The sequence below is a fragment of the Parahoeflea olei genome, assembly GCF_001703635.1.
Lineage (GTDB): Bacteria > Pseudomonadota > Alphaproteobacteria > Rhizobiales > Rhizobiaceae > Hoeflea > Hoeflea olei.
On sequence record NZ_LQZT01000006.1, the window covers coordinates 23,422 to 39,398 of the forward strand.

The 15,977-nt window shown below is 66.6% G+C and carries 11 protein-coding genes; 8 read left to right on the forward strand and 3 right to left on the reverse strand.

Annotated elements, in window-relative coordinates:
* Nucleotides 1–601: 601 nt before the first annotated feature.
* Nucleotides 602–1,969, forward strand: a complete 1,368-nt coding sequence (locus AWJ14_RS06055) for a hypothetical protein (RefSeq protein WP_066176382.1) — start codon at nucleotides 602–604, stop codon at nucleotides 1,967–1,969.
* A gap of 129 nt (nucleotides 1,970–2,098) precedes the next feature.
* Nucleotides 2,099–2,872 (forward strand): hypothetical protein, encoded by a 774-nt coding sequence (locus AWJ14_RS06060; RefSeq protein ID WP_066176385.1) that lies wholly within the window; start codon nucleotides 2,099–2,101, stop codon nucleotides 2,870–2,872.
* 50 nt (nucleotides 2,873–2,922) lie between these two features.
* On the opposite strand, the gene cysQ is transcribed toward AWJ14_RS06060, so the two are convergent.
* Complete coding sequence (cysQ, locus tag AWJ14_RS06065; RefSeq protein ID WP_066176559.1) at nucleotides 2,923–3,717, reverse strand: 3'(2'),5'-bisphosphate nucleotidase CysQ; 795 nt, start codon at nucleotides 3,715–3,717, stop codon at nucleotides 2,923–2,925.
* Between the two features lie 272 nt (nucleotides 3,718–3,989).
* On the opposite strand from cysQ, the gene AWJ14_RS06070 reads away from it, so the two are divergent.
* The 6 genes from AWJ14_RS06070 to AWJ14_RS06095 all read left to right on the forward strand — a co-directional run bounded on the left by AWJ14_RS06070 (nucleotide 3,990) and on the right by AWJ14_RS06095 (nucleotide 11,317).
* Nucleotides 3,990–4,814: a phosphoadenylyl-sulfate reductase gene (locus tag AWJ14_RS06070; protein WP_066176388.1), complete on the forward strand. Its 825-nt coding sequence runs from the start codon at nucleotides 3,990–3,992 to the stop codon at nucleotides 4,812–4,814.
* A 13-nt stretch (nucleotides 4,815–4,827) separates the two neighbouring features.
* A complete protein-coding gene (gene cysD / locus AWJ14_RS06075) occupies nucleotides 4,828–5,766 on the forward strand; it encodes a sulfate adenylyltransferase subunit CysD (RefSeq protein ID WP_066176391.1) in 939 nt (312 codons plus the stop codon).
* Complete coding sequence (gene cysN, locus AWJ14_RS06080; RefSeq protein WP_066176393.1) at nucleotides 5,766–7,268, forward strand: sulfate adenylyltransferase subunit CysN; 1,503 nt, start codon at nucleotides 5,766–5,768, stop codon at nucleotides 7,266–7,268. Before cysD ends, cysN begins: the two co-directional genes overlap by 1 nt.
* 136 nt (nucleotides 7,269–7,404) lie before the next feature.
* On the forward strand, nucleotides 7,405–8,781 hold the full coding sequence (locus AWJ14_RS06085) for an NAD-dependent succinate-semialdehyde dehydrogenase (RefSeq protein WP_066176395.1): 1,377 nt from the start codon (nucleotides 7,405–7,407) through the stop codon (nucleotides 8,779–8,781).
* Nucleotides 8,782–8,961: 180 nt separating this feature from the next.
* The gene (locus AWJ14_RS06090) at nucleotides 8,962–10,206 is read left to right on the forward strand and encodes a cation:proton antiporter (protein ID WP_066176398.1); all 1,245 of its coding nucleotides are present in this window, start codon (nucleotides 8,962–8,964) and stop codon (nucleotides 10,204–10,206) included.
* 163 nt (nucleotides 10,207–10,369) lie between these two features.
* Nucleotides 10,370–11,317 (forward strand): DUF808 domain-containing protein, encoded by a 948-nt coding sequence (locus AWJ14_RS06095; RefSeq protein WP_066176401.1) that lies wholly within the window; start codon nucleotides 10,370–10,372, stop codon nucleotides 11,315–11,317.
* A gap of 82 nt (nucleotides 11,318–11,399) precedes the next feature.
* On the opposite strand, the gene AWJ14_RS06100 is transcribed toward AWJ14_RS06095, so the two are convergent.
* Nucleotides 11,400–14,543, reverse strand: coding sequence for an efflux RND transporter permease subunit (locus AWJ14_RS06100; protein ID WP_066176562.1), 3,144 nt, complete (start codon nucleotides 14,541–14,543; stop codon nucleotides 11,400–11,402).
* A gap of 65 nt (nucleotides 14,544–14,608) precedes the next feature.
* Entirely contained in the window at nucleotides 14,609–15,811 is a 1,203-nt protein-coding gene (locus AWJ14_RS06105) for an efflux RND transporter periplasmic adaptor subunit (protein ID WP_066176403.1), read from the reverse strand.
* Nucleotides 15,812–15,977 lie beyond the last annotated feature (166 nt).

A 15,977-nucleotide genomic window follows, 5' to 3' on the forward strand; every position in this document is an offset into this window, starting at 1 on the left:
GCAAACGCCCGAGCGATCCGCGCCGGATCGTCAGGTGCCCTGCATACCGCAATTCCCTCTTTGGTTGTATTTTTATTAACAACTCGTTTAGAGGGAAATTAACAAATGATTTCAATTCGCTAGTCTGAAGGCTCGCCTCCGGCAGGCGGCACAGATATCGCCGGAAACCGCTTCGCGCTGTTTTTATTAAGTTTTCCTGATTGACTTCGCGGGAATTCGAATGTTCTAATGCCCTTGTTGAAAGCAACAGAGGCAGATATCAGATCTGCACTTGCCCCTGGTGGCACCCATAAAAAGCATCGACAGGATAGACATCGTCTTTCCATCTGAAGCGCGCGATTCTGTTTTCATTTCGCGCACGCAAGACATGTTTCCGTACTGAATCGCCGCGTCTCAAGGCTGACAATACTTCCGCTTCGCGCTTTTGCGTCCACGGCCCGTTCACACAGGCCCGGGGCAAGGGAACGGCTGTGTCGTCACGCCTTCCAGTCCCGAACCTGGGGACGGCGCAGCGCGCAGGCCGGGGGCGAAGCATGGCCACAATTGCCACCTTGGGTTGCTTTTGACGGTGACTTTAACGTTCAACTGGTGAGGATACATCATGCGCAAGGTACTGATTTCAGATTCCCCGAAGCCCAAAGGCAAACTGGACGCCCACGAGCAGATCCATCCGCTCGCGCTTTCGAGCGAGCATCCGCTGGTCACGGCGAACACCGCCGATGTCAACGACAAGTCCTGGAACCATCTCTATGGCGCCATGATCGACGGGCTCAACATCTCGCCCAGCAATTTCCAGCTCATCTACCCCTTCACAACCTGGGATTGGCCGGTCGTGCCCACCGGCTACACCAGCGCCGCGCAGTGGGATTTCTGCTCGACGGTGCCGCAGTTCAGCGCAACCGGGCAGTACACCTCGGCCGGCACCGCCTTCAACGACAGCTACGGGCAGATGCTCAATGTCGTCAGCGCCGCCACCAGCGACCCCAAGCTCAAGGCCGACATCGAGCAGGCGCGCAACATGCTCCAGCTCGCCGCCAACAATTACGACACGATCTACAAGCAGTCGGTGGCGGCCTACCAGACCGAGACCGGCGGCACCAACACACCGCCCTATACGGAATGGCTCGGCACCTTCGGCGGCCGCTCCTGGGCCTCGCAGCTTGATTCCGCCTACAAGAACGTGCAGGCGCAACAGGATGTCTACAACCAGCTGCTCTCCGAGGTGACCACGCCGGGCCTCAAGGATGCGCAGGACCGCCTCAACAACAAGGACTACTACACCAAGCTGCAGGATCCCTCGTTGTCGGCGTTTCCGGCGGTGCCGGGCTATTCGATCTCGATGGACGCCACCACCTGGCTCAACAAGGTCAAGGCCGGCACCGGCGGCAGCTCGGGCTCGATCAGCTTCGCCAACTCGCAGGCCGAATACGACTACAAGAAGACCTGGGCCGGCGGCAGCGCCTCGATCGGCTACGCCTTCTGGAGCGTCAATGTCGGCGGTTCCTGGGAGCGGATCGACGAGTTTTCCTCCGACTCGGAACTGAAGGTGACGGTCAGCTTCAAGGCCTGGGACCAGATCTCCATCAACGCCTCGCGCTGGTACAACGGCGCCTTCGTGACCGGCATCAAGGACGGCCCCTTCATCCGCGGCTACTCGCCCTATGGCGACAGCTCCAGCAACGCGGTGTGGGGCGCGGACGGCATCATGTCGGTCCAGAAGGTGGGGATGCTGGTGTGCTACAAGCCCTCGTTCTCGATCACGGTCAGCCAGTCCTCGTTCAAGTCGTTCTCCGAAAAATGGAGCGTCTCGGGCGGCTTGCGGATCGGTCCGTTCAACTTCTCCGGCGGCGGCGGCTCGTCCTCGTCGGGCTGGAAGGCGGACGCCGCGTCGAAGACCTTCACCGGTGAATCGACCGCCGAAACGGCCCTGATCATGGGCACCAACATCAATCTCATCAATCCGAAGTAACGGCCGGGTCCGGCCGCAGGAGACCGGGGCCGCGCGCCCCGGTCGGTCGCGGATGCCTCCCCCGGCGGCATCCGCGCCTGCCCGGCCGATCCCGCACCGACCGGTCAATCACCGAAAGGGACCTCCCCCATGCCTCGCATCCGATGGAAAGCCCAACTGACAGCCCAGGATCTCGCACCGCTCGTCACCATCGCCAGCGCCTCGATCGTCACCATCCAGACCGCGATCCGGACGCAGCAAGCCTTCGTGCAATACGATGCCGGCGGCGCCCAGCGGGCCATCACCACCGTCAACTGGCCCCCGAACGGGCCCCAGCGCTATGCCACCACGATGCAGCGCCATTCCGAGATGGTGGCGCTGGCGGGCAGCACCGCCGCGGCGCCCCCGCCGCCGATCTGGTCCGTCAATGCCGGCGGCACCGTCGTCGCCAACAACGGCAACCAGATCACCGGCGCCAACTATGTCACCGACCTGCCGCATTGCGGCTATTGCACGGTGATGCTCTGGGCCGTGGGACTGCCGCTCGGCGCCCCCACCAAGGGCCGCTACAATTACGCCGTCAATCTCGAATATTCCCTGCCGGCGGACGTCTCCAACAATGTCCAGTTGCTGGCGCGGATGTTCAACGGCAATGCCGGCGGCAACGCGGCGCTGATCCGGCTCAAGAGCATGATCAACCCGTTCCTGCAGAACGCCTCGGGGGAATGGGTGCTACAGATCGGCCAGGTGTTCGTCAGCGACACGGCGGTCACCGGCGCAGCCCCGCCCGCCACCCTGACGCTCGACTGGACCGAGGCCAGCGGCCATCAGGTCGATGTCAATGTGCAGCATTTCGGCCGGAACACGCTGCTGGTCACGCTGTGGAAGATCATCTTCAAGGGGATTTACGACAACGTGAACTGAGGCAGGCCCCGCGAGGGAAGCCACCGCGAAGTCGCGCCGGCCAGGCCCGCTCAGCCGCGCCGGCGCGCTTTCGGAAGATCCGGATGGCGGCCCCAGCAGACGAAGCGCCCGCAGCCGAAATCGGCGTTGTCGACGCCATATTCGAGCGGCACGCCGTCGAGGTCGAGGGTCACGCCGCCCGCAGCGCGCAACACCGCGTCGCCGGCGGCGATGTCCCATTGGTGCAGGCAGACCAGGCGCGGATAGACATCGGCCTTGCCCTCGGCCACCAGGCAGAATTTCAGCGAAGAGCCGATATGGGTGGTCTTGTGCGGCGGCAGCAGGTCGAGCCAGGCCTCGGTTTCGGGTTCGCGGTGGCTGAGGCTGACCAGCGCCACCGGCGTCTTCGGCAGCGCACGGGTGCGGATTTCGCGCCGGTCGCGGATCTCGCCCAGTTCGTCGACGGCGCCCGAATGCGCCTTGAGGCCGGCGCCGCTCCAGATGCGTCCGAGCGCGGGGGCATAGACCACACCCGCGACCGGCTTGAGGTCGCGGATCAGCGCCACGTTGACGGTGAACTCGTTGCGCCCGGCAATGAAATCGCCGGTGCCGTCGAGCGCGTCGACCAGGAAATAGGAGGCCTCGGTGCAGGTCGGGCACTTGCCGTCCTCTGCCATCTCCTCGGCCACCACCGGCACCCCGGGGAACTGTTCGGTGAGGCGGGCAAGGATGATCGCTTCCGCAGCCTTGTCGGCCTGGGTCACGGGGGTCATGTCCGACTTGAAGGAAACGGAGGCACCGGCTGCGCGGGCGGCCATGATCGCCTGCCCCGCCGCGATCGCCGCGCGCTCGAAAGTGTCGATCAGATCCGGGAGGGGGCGGTGATCAGGATCGGCAGGGGCTGATAAACCCATCGGCAAGGGTCCGTTTCGTGTGTCTGTTGGCCTTGGGGTCGCATGATTGGCGCGTGCGGTCAATCTCAAGTGCAGCGCAACAATGGCAGTATTGGGACAGATTTTCCCGTTGTCCCCGGCTCTTGCGCAACAACAGACCCCATCGGCGCGCACAAAAGCACTGTGTTGCCTCGTTCCGCGCCGGTTTCGCGCAGACAATCGCGGCTTCAAAAGGAACCGATGCCATGACCCTACCCCACGCAAGCGCGCCTCGCGCGCGCCAGAGCCAGCCCAAGACCGGTCCCGAACGCGCGGCCCGGCTGTGCGAGGAGCTTGCGGAGCTGTCGCTGCCCGACCGGATCCTCCGGGCGGCCGAAGCCGGCCGGGCGGTGTTCACCACCTCGCTCGGGCTCGAGGACCAGGTGCTGACCGCGCTGGTTGCCACCACCGGCGCGAAGATCCGCATCGTCACGCTCGACACCGGCCGGCTGTTTGCCGAGACCACGGCGCTGATTTCCGAGACCGAGGCACGCTACGGGCTGTCGATCGCGATCTTCAGGCCGTGGAAGGAAGAAGTCGACGGCTTCATCGCCCGCTACGGCATGAACGGGTTCTATGACAGCGTCGAAGCGCGCCACGCCTGTTGCCATGCGCGCAAGCTCGAGCCACTCGGCCGGGCGCTCGCCGGCGCCGAAGTCTGGGTAACGGGGCTCAGGCGCGGCCAGTCGGGCAACCGCGCCAATGCGCCGCTGGCCGAATGGGACGCCGACCGCGGGCTCATCAAGATCAATCCGCTCGCCGACCAGTCGCTCGAAGCGCTCAAGGCACGCGCTGCGGCAGACGACGTGCCGCTCAATCCGCTGCATGCGCGGGGTTTTCCCTCGATCGGCTGCGAGCCCTGCACCCGCGCCATCAAGCCGGGCGAGCCAGAACGCGCCGGTCGCTGGTGGTGGGAGCAGGACGAGCGCCGCGAATGCGGCCTGCATCTTTCCGCCTCGGTTTCGGGCTCGCGCGCGCAGCCGCGCCCGCAGCTCGTGGCCAAACCCGCCTCCCCGAGCGCGGCTTCCTGATTTTGACAAGGACATGACCATGAATGTAATCGAACACGGGCGCGGCAAGCCGCCGCTCGATCCGCATCTCAAGGCACTCGAAAACGAGGCGATCCACATCTTCCGCGAGGTGGCCGCCGAATTCGAGCGGCCGGTGATGCTCTATTCGATCGGCAAGGATTCCTCGGTGCTGCTGCACCTGGCGCTGAAGGCATTCCATCCGGGCAAGCTGCCGTTCCCGCTGGTGCATATCGACACCGGCTGGAAATTTCCCGAAATGATCGCCTTTCGCGACGCGGTGGCGGCGCGGCACGGGCTCGACCTGATCACCCACACCAATCCCGACGGGCTTCGCGAGAACGTTACCCCCTTCAGCCACGGCTCGGCGCGCTACACAGACATCATGAAGACGCAAGCCTTGAAGCAGGCGCTCGACATGGGCCGCTACGACGCGGCCTTCGGCGGCGCCCGGCGCGACGAGGAAGCGAGCCGTGCCAAGGAGCGGATCTATTCCTTCCGCACGCCCGACCACGCCTGGGACCCGCGCAACCAGCGCCCCGAACTCTGGTCGATCTACAACGGCATGATCCATCCCGGCGAGAGCGTGCGCGCCTTCCCGCTGTCGAACTGGACCGAGATCGACATCTGGCGCTACATCCAGGCGGAGAAGATCGAGCTGGTGCCGCTCTATTTCGCGCAGCGCCGCAAGGTCGTCGAGCGGGACGGCATGCTGATCCTGGCCGAGGACAAGCGGCTCGAACTCTTGCCCGACGAGATCGTGCGCGAGGAGATGGTCCGGTTCCGCACCCTGGGCTGCTTCCCGCTCACGGGCGCCGTGCGCTCGCACGCCACCACGCTCGACGAGGTGATCGCCGAACTCGAAATCGCCACCGTTTCGGAACGCCAGGGACGCGCCATTGACCGCGACCAATCCGGCTCCATGGAAAAGAAAAAGCGCGAAGGGTATTTCTGATGAATTTTCAAACAGTTTCGCCGGTCCCTGCAGAAGCGGATTCCGGTGCCGCCGCGCATCTCGACACCGACAAGGCCGGCCGCCAGGCACGGCCGCTGCGGTTCATCACCTGCGGTTCGGTGGACGACGGCAAATCGACCCTGATCGGCCGGTTACTATGGGACACCAAGGCGGTGAAGGAAGACCAGGCAGCCACGCTCGAGCGCGAGTCGACCGGCCGGCAGAACGAACTCGGCCTTCCCGATTTCGCGCTGCTGCTCGACGGGCTGCAGGCCGAGCGCGAACAAGGCATCACCATCGATGTCGCCTACCGCTATTTCTCCACCGACCGACGCTCCTTCATCGTCGCCGACACGCCGGGCCACGTGCAATATACCCGCAACATGGCGACCGGCGCCTCCACCGCGGATCTGGCCGTGCTGCTGGTCGATGCGCGCGCCGGCGTGCTCGAACAGACCCGCCGGCATGCGACGATCGCGGCGATGATGGGCATCCGCCAGTTCGTGCTCGCGGTCAACAAGATCGACCTCGCCGGCTATGACGAGGCCGGGTTCCGCGCGATTTCGCGTGACTTCAAGGAAATCGCGCTGTCGCTCGGCGTGCGCCAGGTCACGGCGATTCCGGTCTCGGCGCTCAAGGGCGAGAACATCGTCCGGCGCGGCGACGCCGCCATGCCCTGGTACACCGGGCCGACGCTGGTGGAGGTTCTGGAAAAAGCCTCCCAGCGCACCGGCCAGACCACCGGCTTCCGCCTGCCGGTGCAGCGCGTGTCGCGCCCCGGAGAGGGTTTTCGCGGCTACCAGGGCACGGTGGCCGGCGGCTCGGTCAAGCCGGGCGACAGCGTGGTGGTGCTGCCCTCGGGCGTGGAAGCCAATGTCAAGGCGATCGTGACCTATGATCTCGTGCGCAATGCCGCCGTGCATGGCGACGCCATCACGCTGGTGCTCGACCGGCCGGTGGACGTGGCGCGCGGCGACATGATCGCGGCGATCGACCAACGGCCGATGACCGGCCGGGCCTTTGCCGCGCGGCTGGTGGCGCTATCGGCCGAGGGCGTGGCGCCGGGCAAGCGCTACTGGCTCAAGGCCGGATCGCGGCGACAGCGCGTGCAGGTGCGCCCGACCTCCGCGCTCGACCTTGCCACCGGCACCTGGGAAAACGCGGGCTTCCTGCCGATGAACGGCATCGGCACGGTGGAACTCGATTTCGAGGAGACCGCGATCTTCGACAGCTACGAAACCAACCGCGACACCGGCGCCTTCGTGCTGATCGATCCCGACACGCTCAACACCGTGGCCGGCGGCATGATCGACGGACGGCGCTCGACATCGGGACGCTACGACCGGCTGCCCGATGCCGACCGCGCCACCGTGACCCTGCCCGCCCGGCTGCTGGAAGCCTTCCTGAAGACCGACTTCGCGCGCGCCCATGCGGGCGAAATCCGGGTCGCCACGCCGGGTGACGGCGGAACCGACGACGGGACGAACGACGCTGCAGATTAAGCCGATTGCCGGCGCGCGCGGCCTCTCGCGCGCCGGAAACGCCCGCAAAGGGCGCTTTTGCAGGGTGGCAGCCCGCCCTGCCGGGAACCAAAGGAAAAGCCGTTCGTTGGCATGACACAGTCCACAAGGAGCTTTCATGTCCACGATCACCACCGTCAATCCCGCCACAGAGGAACCGCTTGAAACCTATCAGCTGATGCGCGAGCAGGAGGCCGTCGCGTGCGTCGAGGCCTGCCATGCTGCATTTCTCGACTGGCGCAAGCTGACGCACAAGCAGCGCGCGCCTTATCTCACCCGGATCGCCGACAAACTGCGCGAGAATGCCGACGAACTCGCCGCGCTGATGACGCAGGAAACCGGCAAGCTGCTCAGGGACGGCCGCACCGAAGTCGAGATCTGCGCCGCCATTCTCGACTATACCGCGAAGAAGGGCCCCGAGATTTTGGCTGACGAGGAGCGCACCCATGGCGGCGGGAACAAGCGCGGCCTCGTGAGCTTCCGGCCGATCGGCGTGATCTATTCGATCCAGCCCTGGAACTTTCCGCTCTATCAGCCGGTGCGCGTGCTCGCCGCCAACCTGATGGCCGGCAACGGCTGCGTGCTCAAGCATGCGAGCATCTGCACCGGCTCTGGCCTGCGCCTGCGCGAGTTGTGCATCGAGGCGGGCCTGCCCGAAGGCCTGTTCCAGGTCGTGCTGATCGACCACGAGACCAGCGACAAGCTGATTGCCCATCCCAAGGTGCGCGCCGTGACGATGACCGGCAGCGACGGCGCCGGCCGGCATATCGGCGCGGAAGCCGCCAAGGCGCTCAAGAAGACGGTGCTCGAACTCGGCTCCAACGATGCCTATCTGGTGCTCGACGACGCCGACATCGCCACGGCGGTGAAGTATTCGGTGATGGGGCGTCTCTACAACAATGGCGAGACCTGCGTGTCGGCCAAGCGTTTCATCGTCACCGACAAGGTCTATGACGCCTTCGTCGAGGCCTATGTGGCCGAGATGAAGCAGGTTGCCATGGGCGACCCGACCGACGACAGCACCCAGCTCGGCCCGCTGTCGAGCCAGGAGCAGCTCGACCGGGTCAGCGAGCAGGTCGACGACAGCGTCGCCAAAGGCGCGCGGGTGCTGTGCGGCGGCAAGGCGCCGGACCGCAAGGGCGCCTTCTATCCGGCCACCGTGCTCGCCAATCTCGCCCCCGGCATGCCGGCCTATGACGACGAGATCTTCGGCCCCGTGGCCTCGATCATCCGCGCCCGCGACGACGAGGACGCGATGCGGCTTGCCAATGAAAGCCGCTACGGCTTGGGCGGCGGCATCTTCTCCAAGGACGAGGCACGCGCGATCGAGCTTGCGCGCGACCATTTCGACACCGGCATGGTGCGCATCAACTCCTTCGGCGCGGCCGATCCGAACATGCCCTTCGGCGGCGTCAAGGATTCAGGCTACGGCCGCGAGCATGGCGGCTTCGGCATGAAGGAATTCGTCAACGCCAAGGCGATCTTCCTGCCTTGAGGGCCCGTGTCAGCAAAGCTGCCGCCGTCCGCGCCATCGCGGGCGGCGGCTTTTGTGGGTCAGGGCCTCCGCCAATGAGCGCGTCACGGCCCGCGCCCCGCGCGGCCGCAGACGTCCAGCCCCTGCGGCCCGGGGCGATCCCGGCCGATCATCCGCCCGCCACCGGCAGGGAACCCGACCATGCAGAATGAACCCTTTTTCGGTCTCAATCCCTACCACGTCGCGCTGGCGATGATCGGGGCGGTGGTGATCCTGGCGCGGTGGCTGCCGCGTCTGGTCTCGCGCCGCGAGCCCGCGGCGGCGCCGCTGATGATCCTGTTCGGCGCGGGCGCGACGCTGCTCGTTCCAGGCCTGCCGCTGATGCCCGACCCGCGCGAGACACCCCTGCCCTGGGAACTGGTGAGCGAGCTTACGGTGATCGTGGCGCTGTTCGGCGCGGGCATGCGCATCGACAGCCTTCAGACCTGGAACCGCTGGGGGCCGACCGCGCGCATGCTGGTCCTGGCCATGCCGCTCACCATTCTCGCCGTCGCCCTGCTCGGCATCGGCCTGGTGGGAATGACGGTGGCCGGCGCGATCCTGCTCGGCGCCGTTCTGGCCCCGACCGATCCGGTGCTCGCCTCCGATGTGCAGGTGGGACCGCCGCACGAGGGCGCGGAATCGCCGGTGCGCTTCACGCTGACCACCGAAGCCGGCCTCAATGACGGGTTCGCCTTCCCCTTCGTCTATCTCGGGCTGATCGTGGCCGCGGAATCGCTCAATCCCGGCGCCTGGGCGTTCGACTGGGTGCTGCGCGACATCGTCTACCGCATCACGCTCGGCGTGGCGATGGGCTGGATCGGCGGCAAGGCGCTGGGCTACATCCTGTTCAGGGTGCCGCGCGGGGCGGTGCTCGCCGAAACCGGCTCGGGCGTGATCGCGCTTGCGGGCGTTTTGTTGTGCTACGGCACCACCGAACTGATCGAGGGCTACGGCTTCATCGCGGTCGCCGTGCTGGGGCTGACCTTGCGGCGCGTCGAGGAGCATCACCGCTTCCACAGACAGCTGCATGATTTTTCCGAATCGATCGAACACGCGCTGACCGCGCTTTTGCTGATCGCGCTCGGCAGCGTCCTGCCGGTCCTGTTCACGGACCTGACCTGGACGCATTTCGCGGTGGCACTGCTGTTGATCCTGGTGATCCGGCCGCTGTCGGGCTGGGTCTCGCTGATCGGCACGGATCTCGACCGGCGCGAGCGGGCGGTGATCTCGGTCTATGGCGTGCGCGGCATCGGCTCGATCTATTATCTGTGCTATGCCGGCAGCCACATCGAATTCGTCAACGAGGAGCAGCTCTGGTCGCTGATCGCGCTGGTGATCCTGATGTCGACCATCCTGCACGGCTTTTCCGTGGGCTGGGCGATGGATCAGCTGAACGAGAGTTGAGCGACCCGGCGCCGGCGCGGACAGGACAGGGCACCAACGCAGCGCTTGCGGAACCGTTTCGGATTTCGCAAGTTGACAGGCGTGGCCTGCCGCCGGCCGCCCCTCACCGCCCGCGCGCCATCCGGCGCCGTCCGAAGCCCACACTGGATAAGATGACCCGATCATGAGCGGACTGCTTGCCCTCCTCGACGATGTCGCCGCACTGACCAAGCTCGCCGCGGCGCAGCTCGACGACATTTCCGCCCAGGCCGCCAAGGTCGGGGTCAAGACCGCGGGCGTGCTGATCGACGACACCGCGGTGACGCCCAAATATGTGCACGGCCTGCCGGCGACCCGGGAGCTGCCGATCGTCTGGAAGATCGCGCGCGGATCGCTGTTCAACAAGCTCGTCATCCTGCTGCCGATCGCGCTGTTGCTCAACGCCTTTGCGCCATGGATGCTGTCGCCGCTGCTGATGATCGGCGGCGGCTATCTCTGCTACGAAGGCGCGGAAAAGATCTGGCACCTGTTTCACCCGGTGCCGGTCCCAACGGATGCCGCAAACCCGGTCGACCATGCCCATCTCGAACAACAGCGCGTGGCCGGCGCGATCAAGACCGACTTCATCCTGTCGGCCGAAATCATGACCATCGCCCTCTCCTCGATCGAGGCATCGACGCCCTGGACCGAGGGCCTGGTGCTGGCGCTTGTGGCCGTGGGCATCACCGCGGCCGTCTACGGCAGCGTGGCGATCCTGGTCAAGGCCGACGACGCGGGGCTGAAGATGGCGCAGGACGGCCATTTCGCGCTCACCCGCCGGCTCGGCCGGGCGATCGTGCGCGGCATGCCCGCCTTCATGGAAACCATCGCCAGCATCGGCACCGCCGCCATGCTCTGGGTCGGTGGCTCTATCATCGTCCACGGGCTCGAAAGCTTTAATTGGAACACGCTCGGCCATCTGGTCGAGGGCTGGTCGCACACCGTCCGCGAGGCAGCGCCGTTCGCGCCGGGCTTTCTCGGCTGGGCGACGGAAGCGCTGGCCTATGGCGTCTTCGGGCTCGCAGTGGGTCTGGTGATCATGCCGGCGGCAGGCTTCGCCCTGCGGCTGTTCGGCGGCGACAAGGCGCACTGACGCAGCTCACGTCCCGGGACAAGACCGGCGCCGACGCTTCCCCCGAGGCGGCACGGCCAACCACGCGCGACCGCCCGGTTGCCTATTCGCCCGGCGAGAGTTCCTGCCGGTCCTCGCGCGAGGCCATGCCGAGCCGGTGCGCCTCGCGCAGTTCGGCGTCAAGGCGGTGTTCTTCCTCCGCCGAGGGCGTGGCGAAGCGCGCGAGCAGCAAATAGGCCACCGGCGTCAGGAACAGGGTGGCGATCATGGCAAGACCAAGCCCGCCGACGATCACCCAGCCGAGCGAGACGCGGGCTTCCGCGCCCGCGCCGAAGGCCATCAGCAGCGGTACCGAGCCGAGCACCGTCGAGACCATGGTCATCATCACCGGCCGGAGCCGCAGATTGGAGGCCTCCTCGATGGCGCGGCGGATATCGAGCCCCTGGTTGCGCAGCTGGTTGGCGAATTCGACGATCAGGATGCCGTTCTTGGCCATCACCCCCACCAAGAGCACCAGCCCGATCTGGCTGTAGACATTGAGCGAACCGCCGGTGAACGCCATGGCGAAGATCGCGCAGGCGATGCCGAGCGGCACGGTGGAAATGATGATGAAGGCGCTCACGAAGCTTTCGAACTGGGCCGCGAGCACCAAGAGCACGACGATGATGGCGATGCCGAAGGTGATCAACATGTCGTGCGAGGACTGGTCGAGCGTCGCCGCCTCCGACAGCGGAATGATGCGCACGCCGCCCGGCATCAGCGGCTCGGCGAGGTCCACGGCATTGGACCAGGCGGCGCCCAGCGCGAAATCCGGAGCAAGGCCGGCGGTGATCGAGACCGAGCGCATCTGGCCTTCGCGCCTCAGGTCCGGGGCGATCGCCTTTTCGGTGAGCCGGGCGATGGTCGACATCGGCACGATGCGCCCGTCGCTGGTCTTGAGGTAGATCGATTCGAGATCGGTCGGGTCGTTGATCGGGTTGGTGGTCGACATCAGCTTGACCGGATAGGAGCGGTCCTCGATGAACACCTGCGCCACCTCGCGGCCGTCGAGCAGCGCCTGCAGCGCCTCGGCGAGACCATCGATATTGACGCCGAGATCGGAGGCGCGGGCACGGTCGATCTCCACCGAGATCTGCGGCTGGGTGGTCTCGTAGGACAGCCGGATCTGCCGGTAGCGCGGGTCCTGTTCGAGCTTTGCGACCATTTCGACCGCGACGTCGGCAAGTTCGCTGTAGCTGTTGCCGACAAAGGCGAACTGCAGGCCGTTGCCGGCGCCGCGGATGCCGAGGCTGTTGGGCTGGATCGCAAAGGCGCGCACGCCCGGCACCTGCGCCACGGCGCGGTTGAGATCGGCCACGATGTCGCTCTGCGAGCGCTCCCGCTCGTCCCAGGGCGCAAGGCTCAGCACCATGAAGCCGCCATTGGCCGACCCGCCGGAGCCGGCGATGGAAAAGACGTTATCGACCTCGCCGCTCTCGCGCAGTGGCGCGATCAGGCGCTCGATGTCGATCATGCGGGCGCGGGTGTAATCGAGGCTCACGCCCTGCGGTGCGGACACCCGCATCAGCGCCACCGCCCGGTCCTCGGGCGGGGTCAGTTCCTGGGGAATGGACGGCAGCAGCGCCAGCGCCGCCCCCGCCGTCATCAGCGCGATCACCACCACCACCAGCGGCGCGTCGAGCGCGCGGTGGAGGATCTTCGAATAGATCCGCGACATCGACAGGCCGAGCCGGACGACGGCGCCGGGATGCGCGTTCGCGTTCGACATGTCGCGGCGCTTGATCAGCCGCGAGGCGAGCATCGGGCAGAGCGTGAGCGCGACCACGCTCGAGATCATCACCGTGAACGCGAGCACGAAGCCGAATTCGGTGAACAACCCGCCGGCCTGGCCGGGCAGGAACGAGATCGGGATGAACACGGCTGCGAGCGTGGCGGTGGTGGTGATGACGGCGAAGAACACCTCCCGGGTGCCGAGCACGGCGGCGGCGCGCACGCCCATGCCCTCGTTGCGGCGACGGACGATGTTTTCGAGCACCACGATGGCGTCGTCGACCACCATGCCGGTGGCGAGCACGAGTGCCAAGAGCGTGAGGATGTTGACCGAGAAGCCCGCAAGCCAGATCGCCGCAAAGGCGCCGATCAGCGAGACCGGCAGCGTGACCGCGGGGATCAGCGTCGCCCGCCAGTCGCGCAGGAAGACATAGATGATGGCGATCACGATCAGCACCGCGATGATCAGCGTCGAGCGCACTTCCTCGATGGCGCCGGCGATGAAGGTGGCGTCGTCGCTGGTCACGCGGATGGTGACGCCCTCGGGCAGCACCGACTCCTGGATGGCGGCGGTGGCCGCGCGCACGCCTTCGGAGATTTCCAGCGTGTTCGAAGCCGACTGGCGCACGATGCCGATGCCGATGCCGGTGCGGCCGTTGGAGCGCAGCACGGATTCCCCGATATCGGCACCAAGGGTGACGCTCGCGACATCGCGGAAGCGGACGCGGTCGTTGATGTAGAGGTTCTCGAAGCCCTCGGGCGTGGTCACGTCGGCGGTCGCGCGCACCACGATGTCGGAGGTGGGCGCGGTGAGCGAGCCCGCGGGCACGTCGAGCGCGACATTGGCAAGCGCCGAGCGCAGGTCGGCGAGCGTGAGCCCGAAGGCCGCGAGCCGCGACTGGTCGACATCGACGCGGAAGATCTTTTCGCGGTCGCCATAGACTGCGACATCGGCCACGCCGTTGACGGCGGCCAACCGGTCGACCACCAGATCCTCGACCAGAACCGTGAGGTCCTGCACATTGTAGCGGTCGGAGGTGACCGCAAGCCGCATCACCGGATCGGAATTGGCGTCGGCCTTGACGATGCGCGGCTCGTCGGCGCCGTCGGGCATGTTGTTGGTGACGCGGCCGAGCGCGTCGCGCACATCGGAGGCGGCGACGTTCAGATCGACATTGTCGTTGAACTCGACCGTCACCCGGCTGCGACCGACGGTCGAGGTGGACGACATCGAGGCGACCCCGGCCACGCGCGCGACCGCGCCCTCGACGACGGCTGTGAGTTCGCGGTCGACGGTTTCGGGCGCCGCGCCCGAGAAGCTGGTCGTCACCGTGATCACCGGCCGGTCGACATCGGGAAGTTCGCGGATCTCGGCGCCGTAGAGCCCGGCAAGGCCGGCCACGACGATCAGCAGGCTGATCACCACCGCCAGCACCGGCCGGCGCACCATCAGCGCGGTGCCGCCACCGGTTTCCATCGAGTCGAACGCCTCGGGCCGGTCGGGTTCAGGAGCCGGCGGGCGCGGGTCGCGGTCGTCCATGCTCATGCGCCGCTCCCCTGCGCGGGCTTCTGCGGCAACGTGGTCTGCGCGGTGGGTTCGCCGCCGGCCCGGGCCGCGGGCTCGTCGCCGCCGAGGATGGTCACGGCGGCGCCGGGGCGCACGCTCTGCACGCCTTCGGTGACGACGAGATCGCCCGCCTCAAGCCCCGCCTTGACCAACACGGCCTCGGAATTGCGCTGGATGATGGCGACATCGATGCGTTCGGCCTTGCCGTCGACCACGCGCCAGACATAGGCGCCGGTGGAATCCCACTGGATCGCCAGCGGGTCGATGGCCGGCCAGCTTTCGCCCTTGAAGGCGACGGTGACTTCGAACGACATGCCCGCGCGCAGCACATCCTCGGGATTGGGGATCTGCGCGCGGACGCGGAGCATGCGGCTCGCCTCGTCGACCCGGTTGTCGACGGCGGAAATCGAGCCCTCGAAGGTCTCGCCGGGACGGGAGATGGCGGTTGCGGAGATCGTCTTGCCCATTTGCATGCCGGCGGTGAAGCGCTCGGGCACGAAGAATTCGACCAGGATCTCGCTGCGGTCATCGATGCTGGCGATTTCGGTCTGGTTGGTGACATAGTCGCCGATATCGACGGCGAGGATGCCGAGCGAGCCGGAAATCGGCGCACTCACGGTGCGGCGCGAGAGCGCGAGCTCGGCCTCGCGCAGCGCGACCTTGGCGCTGTCGAAAGCGTTCTGGGCCTGGTCGGCCTCGACATTGGAGACCGCCCGGCTCGCCACCAGGCTCTGCAGCCGCTCGGCCTTGGCCTGGGCATCGGTGAGGTTGAGCCGGGCGCGCTCGACGGCGAGTTCCTCCTCGGCCGCATCGAGCCTTATCAGCACGTCGCCGCGCTCGACCTTGCCGCCCGGCCGCACCGGAATATCGACGATCTGGCCCGAGACCAGCGGCCGCACCGATACCGAACGCACGGCCTGACCGCTGCCGATGGCGGTGAGCTTGTCATTGACCACGCCTTCGGCAACGGGGGCCACCACGACAAGCGCACCCTGCGCGCCGCGCGCGCCGCCCTGCCCGCCCGCCTGCTTCGCCGCTCCCGCTGCAGGCGTGGCGCCATCGGCGGGCGCGAACAGCGCAAGGCTATCAAGCCCGTTGCGCGCGAGAATCTGCTGCGCGCCGGGATAGGCGACCTGCCAGGCCACGAACGCGCCTCCGGCGAGGATCACGGAAACCATCGCTTGCTTCCAGAGTTTCACTGTCAGGCCTTTCTCTTGTCGCGGCTGCCGTCATAGCTCCGCCGGTTTCGCCGCCGAGTTCGGAGCCCGGCCACGGTTGGGCGATCTGTGCGCCGCGTGTCACTGTGGCACAAGATAGCGCGCCGAATATGAACGGCACCTGTAT

What these genes read in the sequence shown, in the direction of transcription:
- AWJ14_RS06055 (WP_066176382.1), top strand. Translation starts at nt 602, where the DNA reads ATGCGCAAGGTACTGATTTCAGATTCCCCGAAGCCCAAAGGCAAACTG.
- cysD (WP_066176391.1), top strand. Translation starts at nt 4,828, where the DNA reads ATGACCATGAATGTAATCGAACACGGGCGCGGCAAGCCGCCGCTCGAT.
- AWJ14_RS06070 (WP_066176388.1), top strand. Translation starts at nt 3,990, where the DNA reads ATGACCCTACCCCACGCAAGCGCGCCTCGCGCGCGCCAGAGCCAGCCC.
- AWJ14_RS06095 (WP_066176401.1), top strand. Translation starts at nt 10,370, where the DNA reads ATGAGCGGACTGCTTGCCCTCCTCGACGATGTCGCCGCACTGACCAAG.
- cysN (WP_066176393.1), top strand. Translation starts at nt 5,766, where the DNA reads ATGAATTTTCAAACAGTTTCGCCGGTCCCTGCAGAAGCGGATTCCGGT.
- AWJ14_RS06085 (WP_066176395.1), top strand. Translation starts at nt 7,405, where the DNA reads ATGTCCACGATCACCACCGTCAATCCCGCCACAGAGGAACCGCTTGAA.
- AWJ14_RS06090 (WP_066176398.1), top strand. Translation starts at nt 8,962, where the DNA reads ATGCAGAATGAACCCTTTTTCGGTCTCAATCCCTACCACGTCGCGCTG.
- AWJ14_RS06105 (WP_066176403.1), bottom strand. Translation starts at nt 15,811, where the DNA reads ATGGTTTCCGTGATCCTCGCCGGAGGCGCGTTCGTGGCCTGGCAGGTC.
- AWJ14_RS06060 (WP_066176385.1), top strand. Translation starts at nt 2,099, where the DNA reads ATGCCTCGCATCCGATGGAAAGCCCAACTGACAGCCCAGGATCTCGCA.
- AWJ14_RS06100 (WP_066176562.1), bottom strand. Translation starts at nt 14,543, where the DNA reads ATGGAAACCGGTGGCGGCACCGCGCTGATGGTGCGCCGGCCGGTGCTG.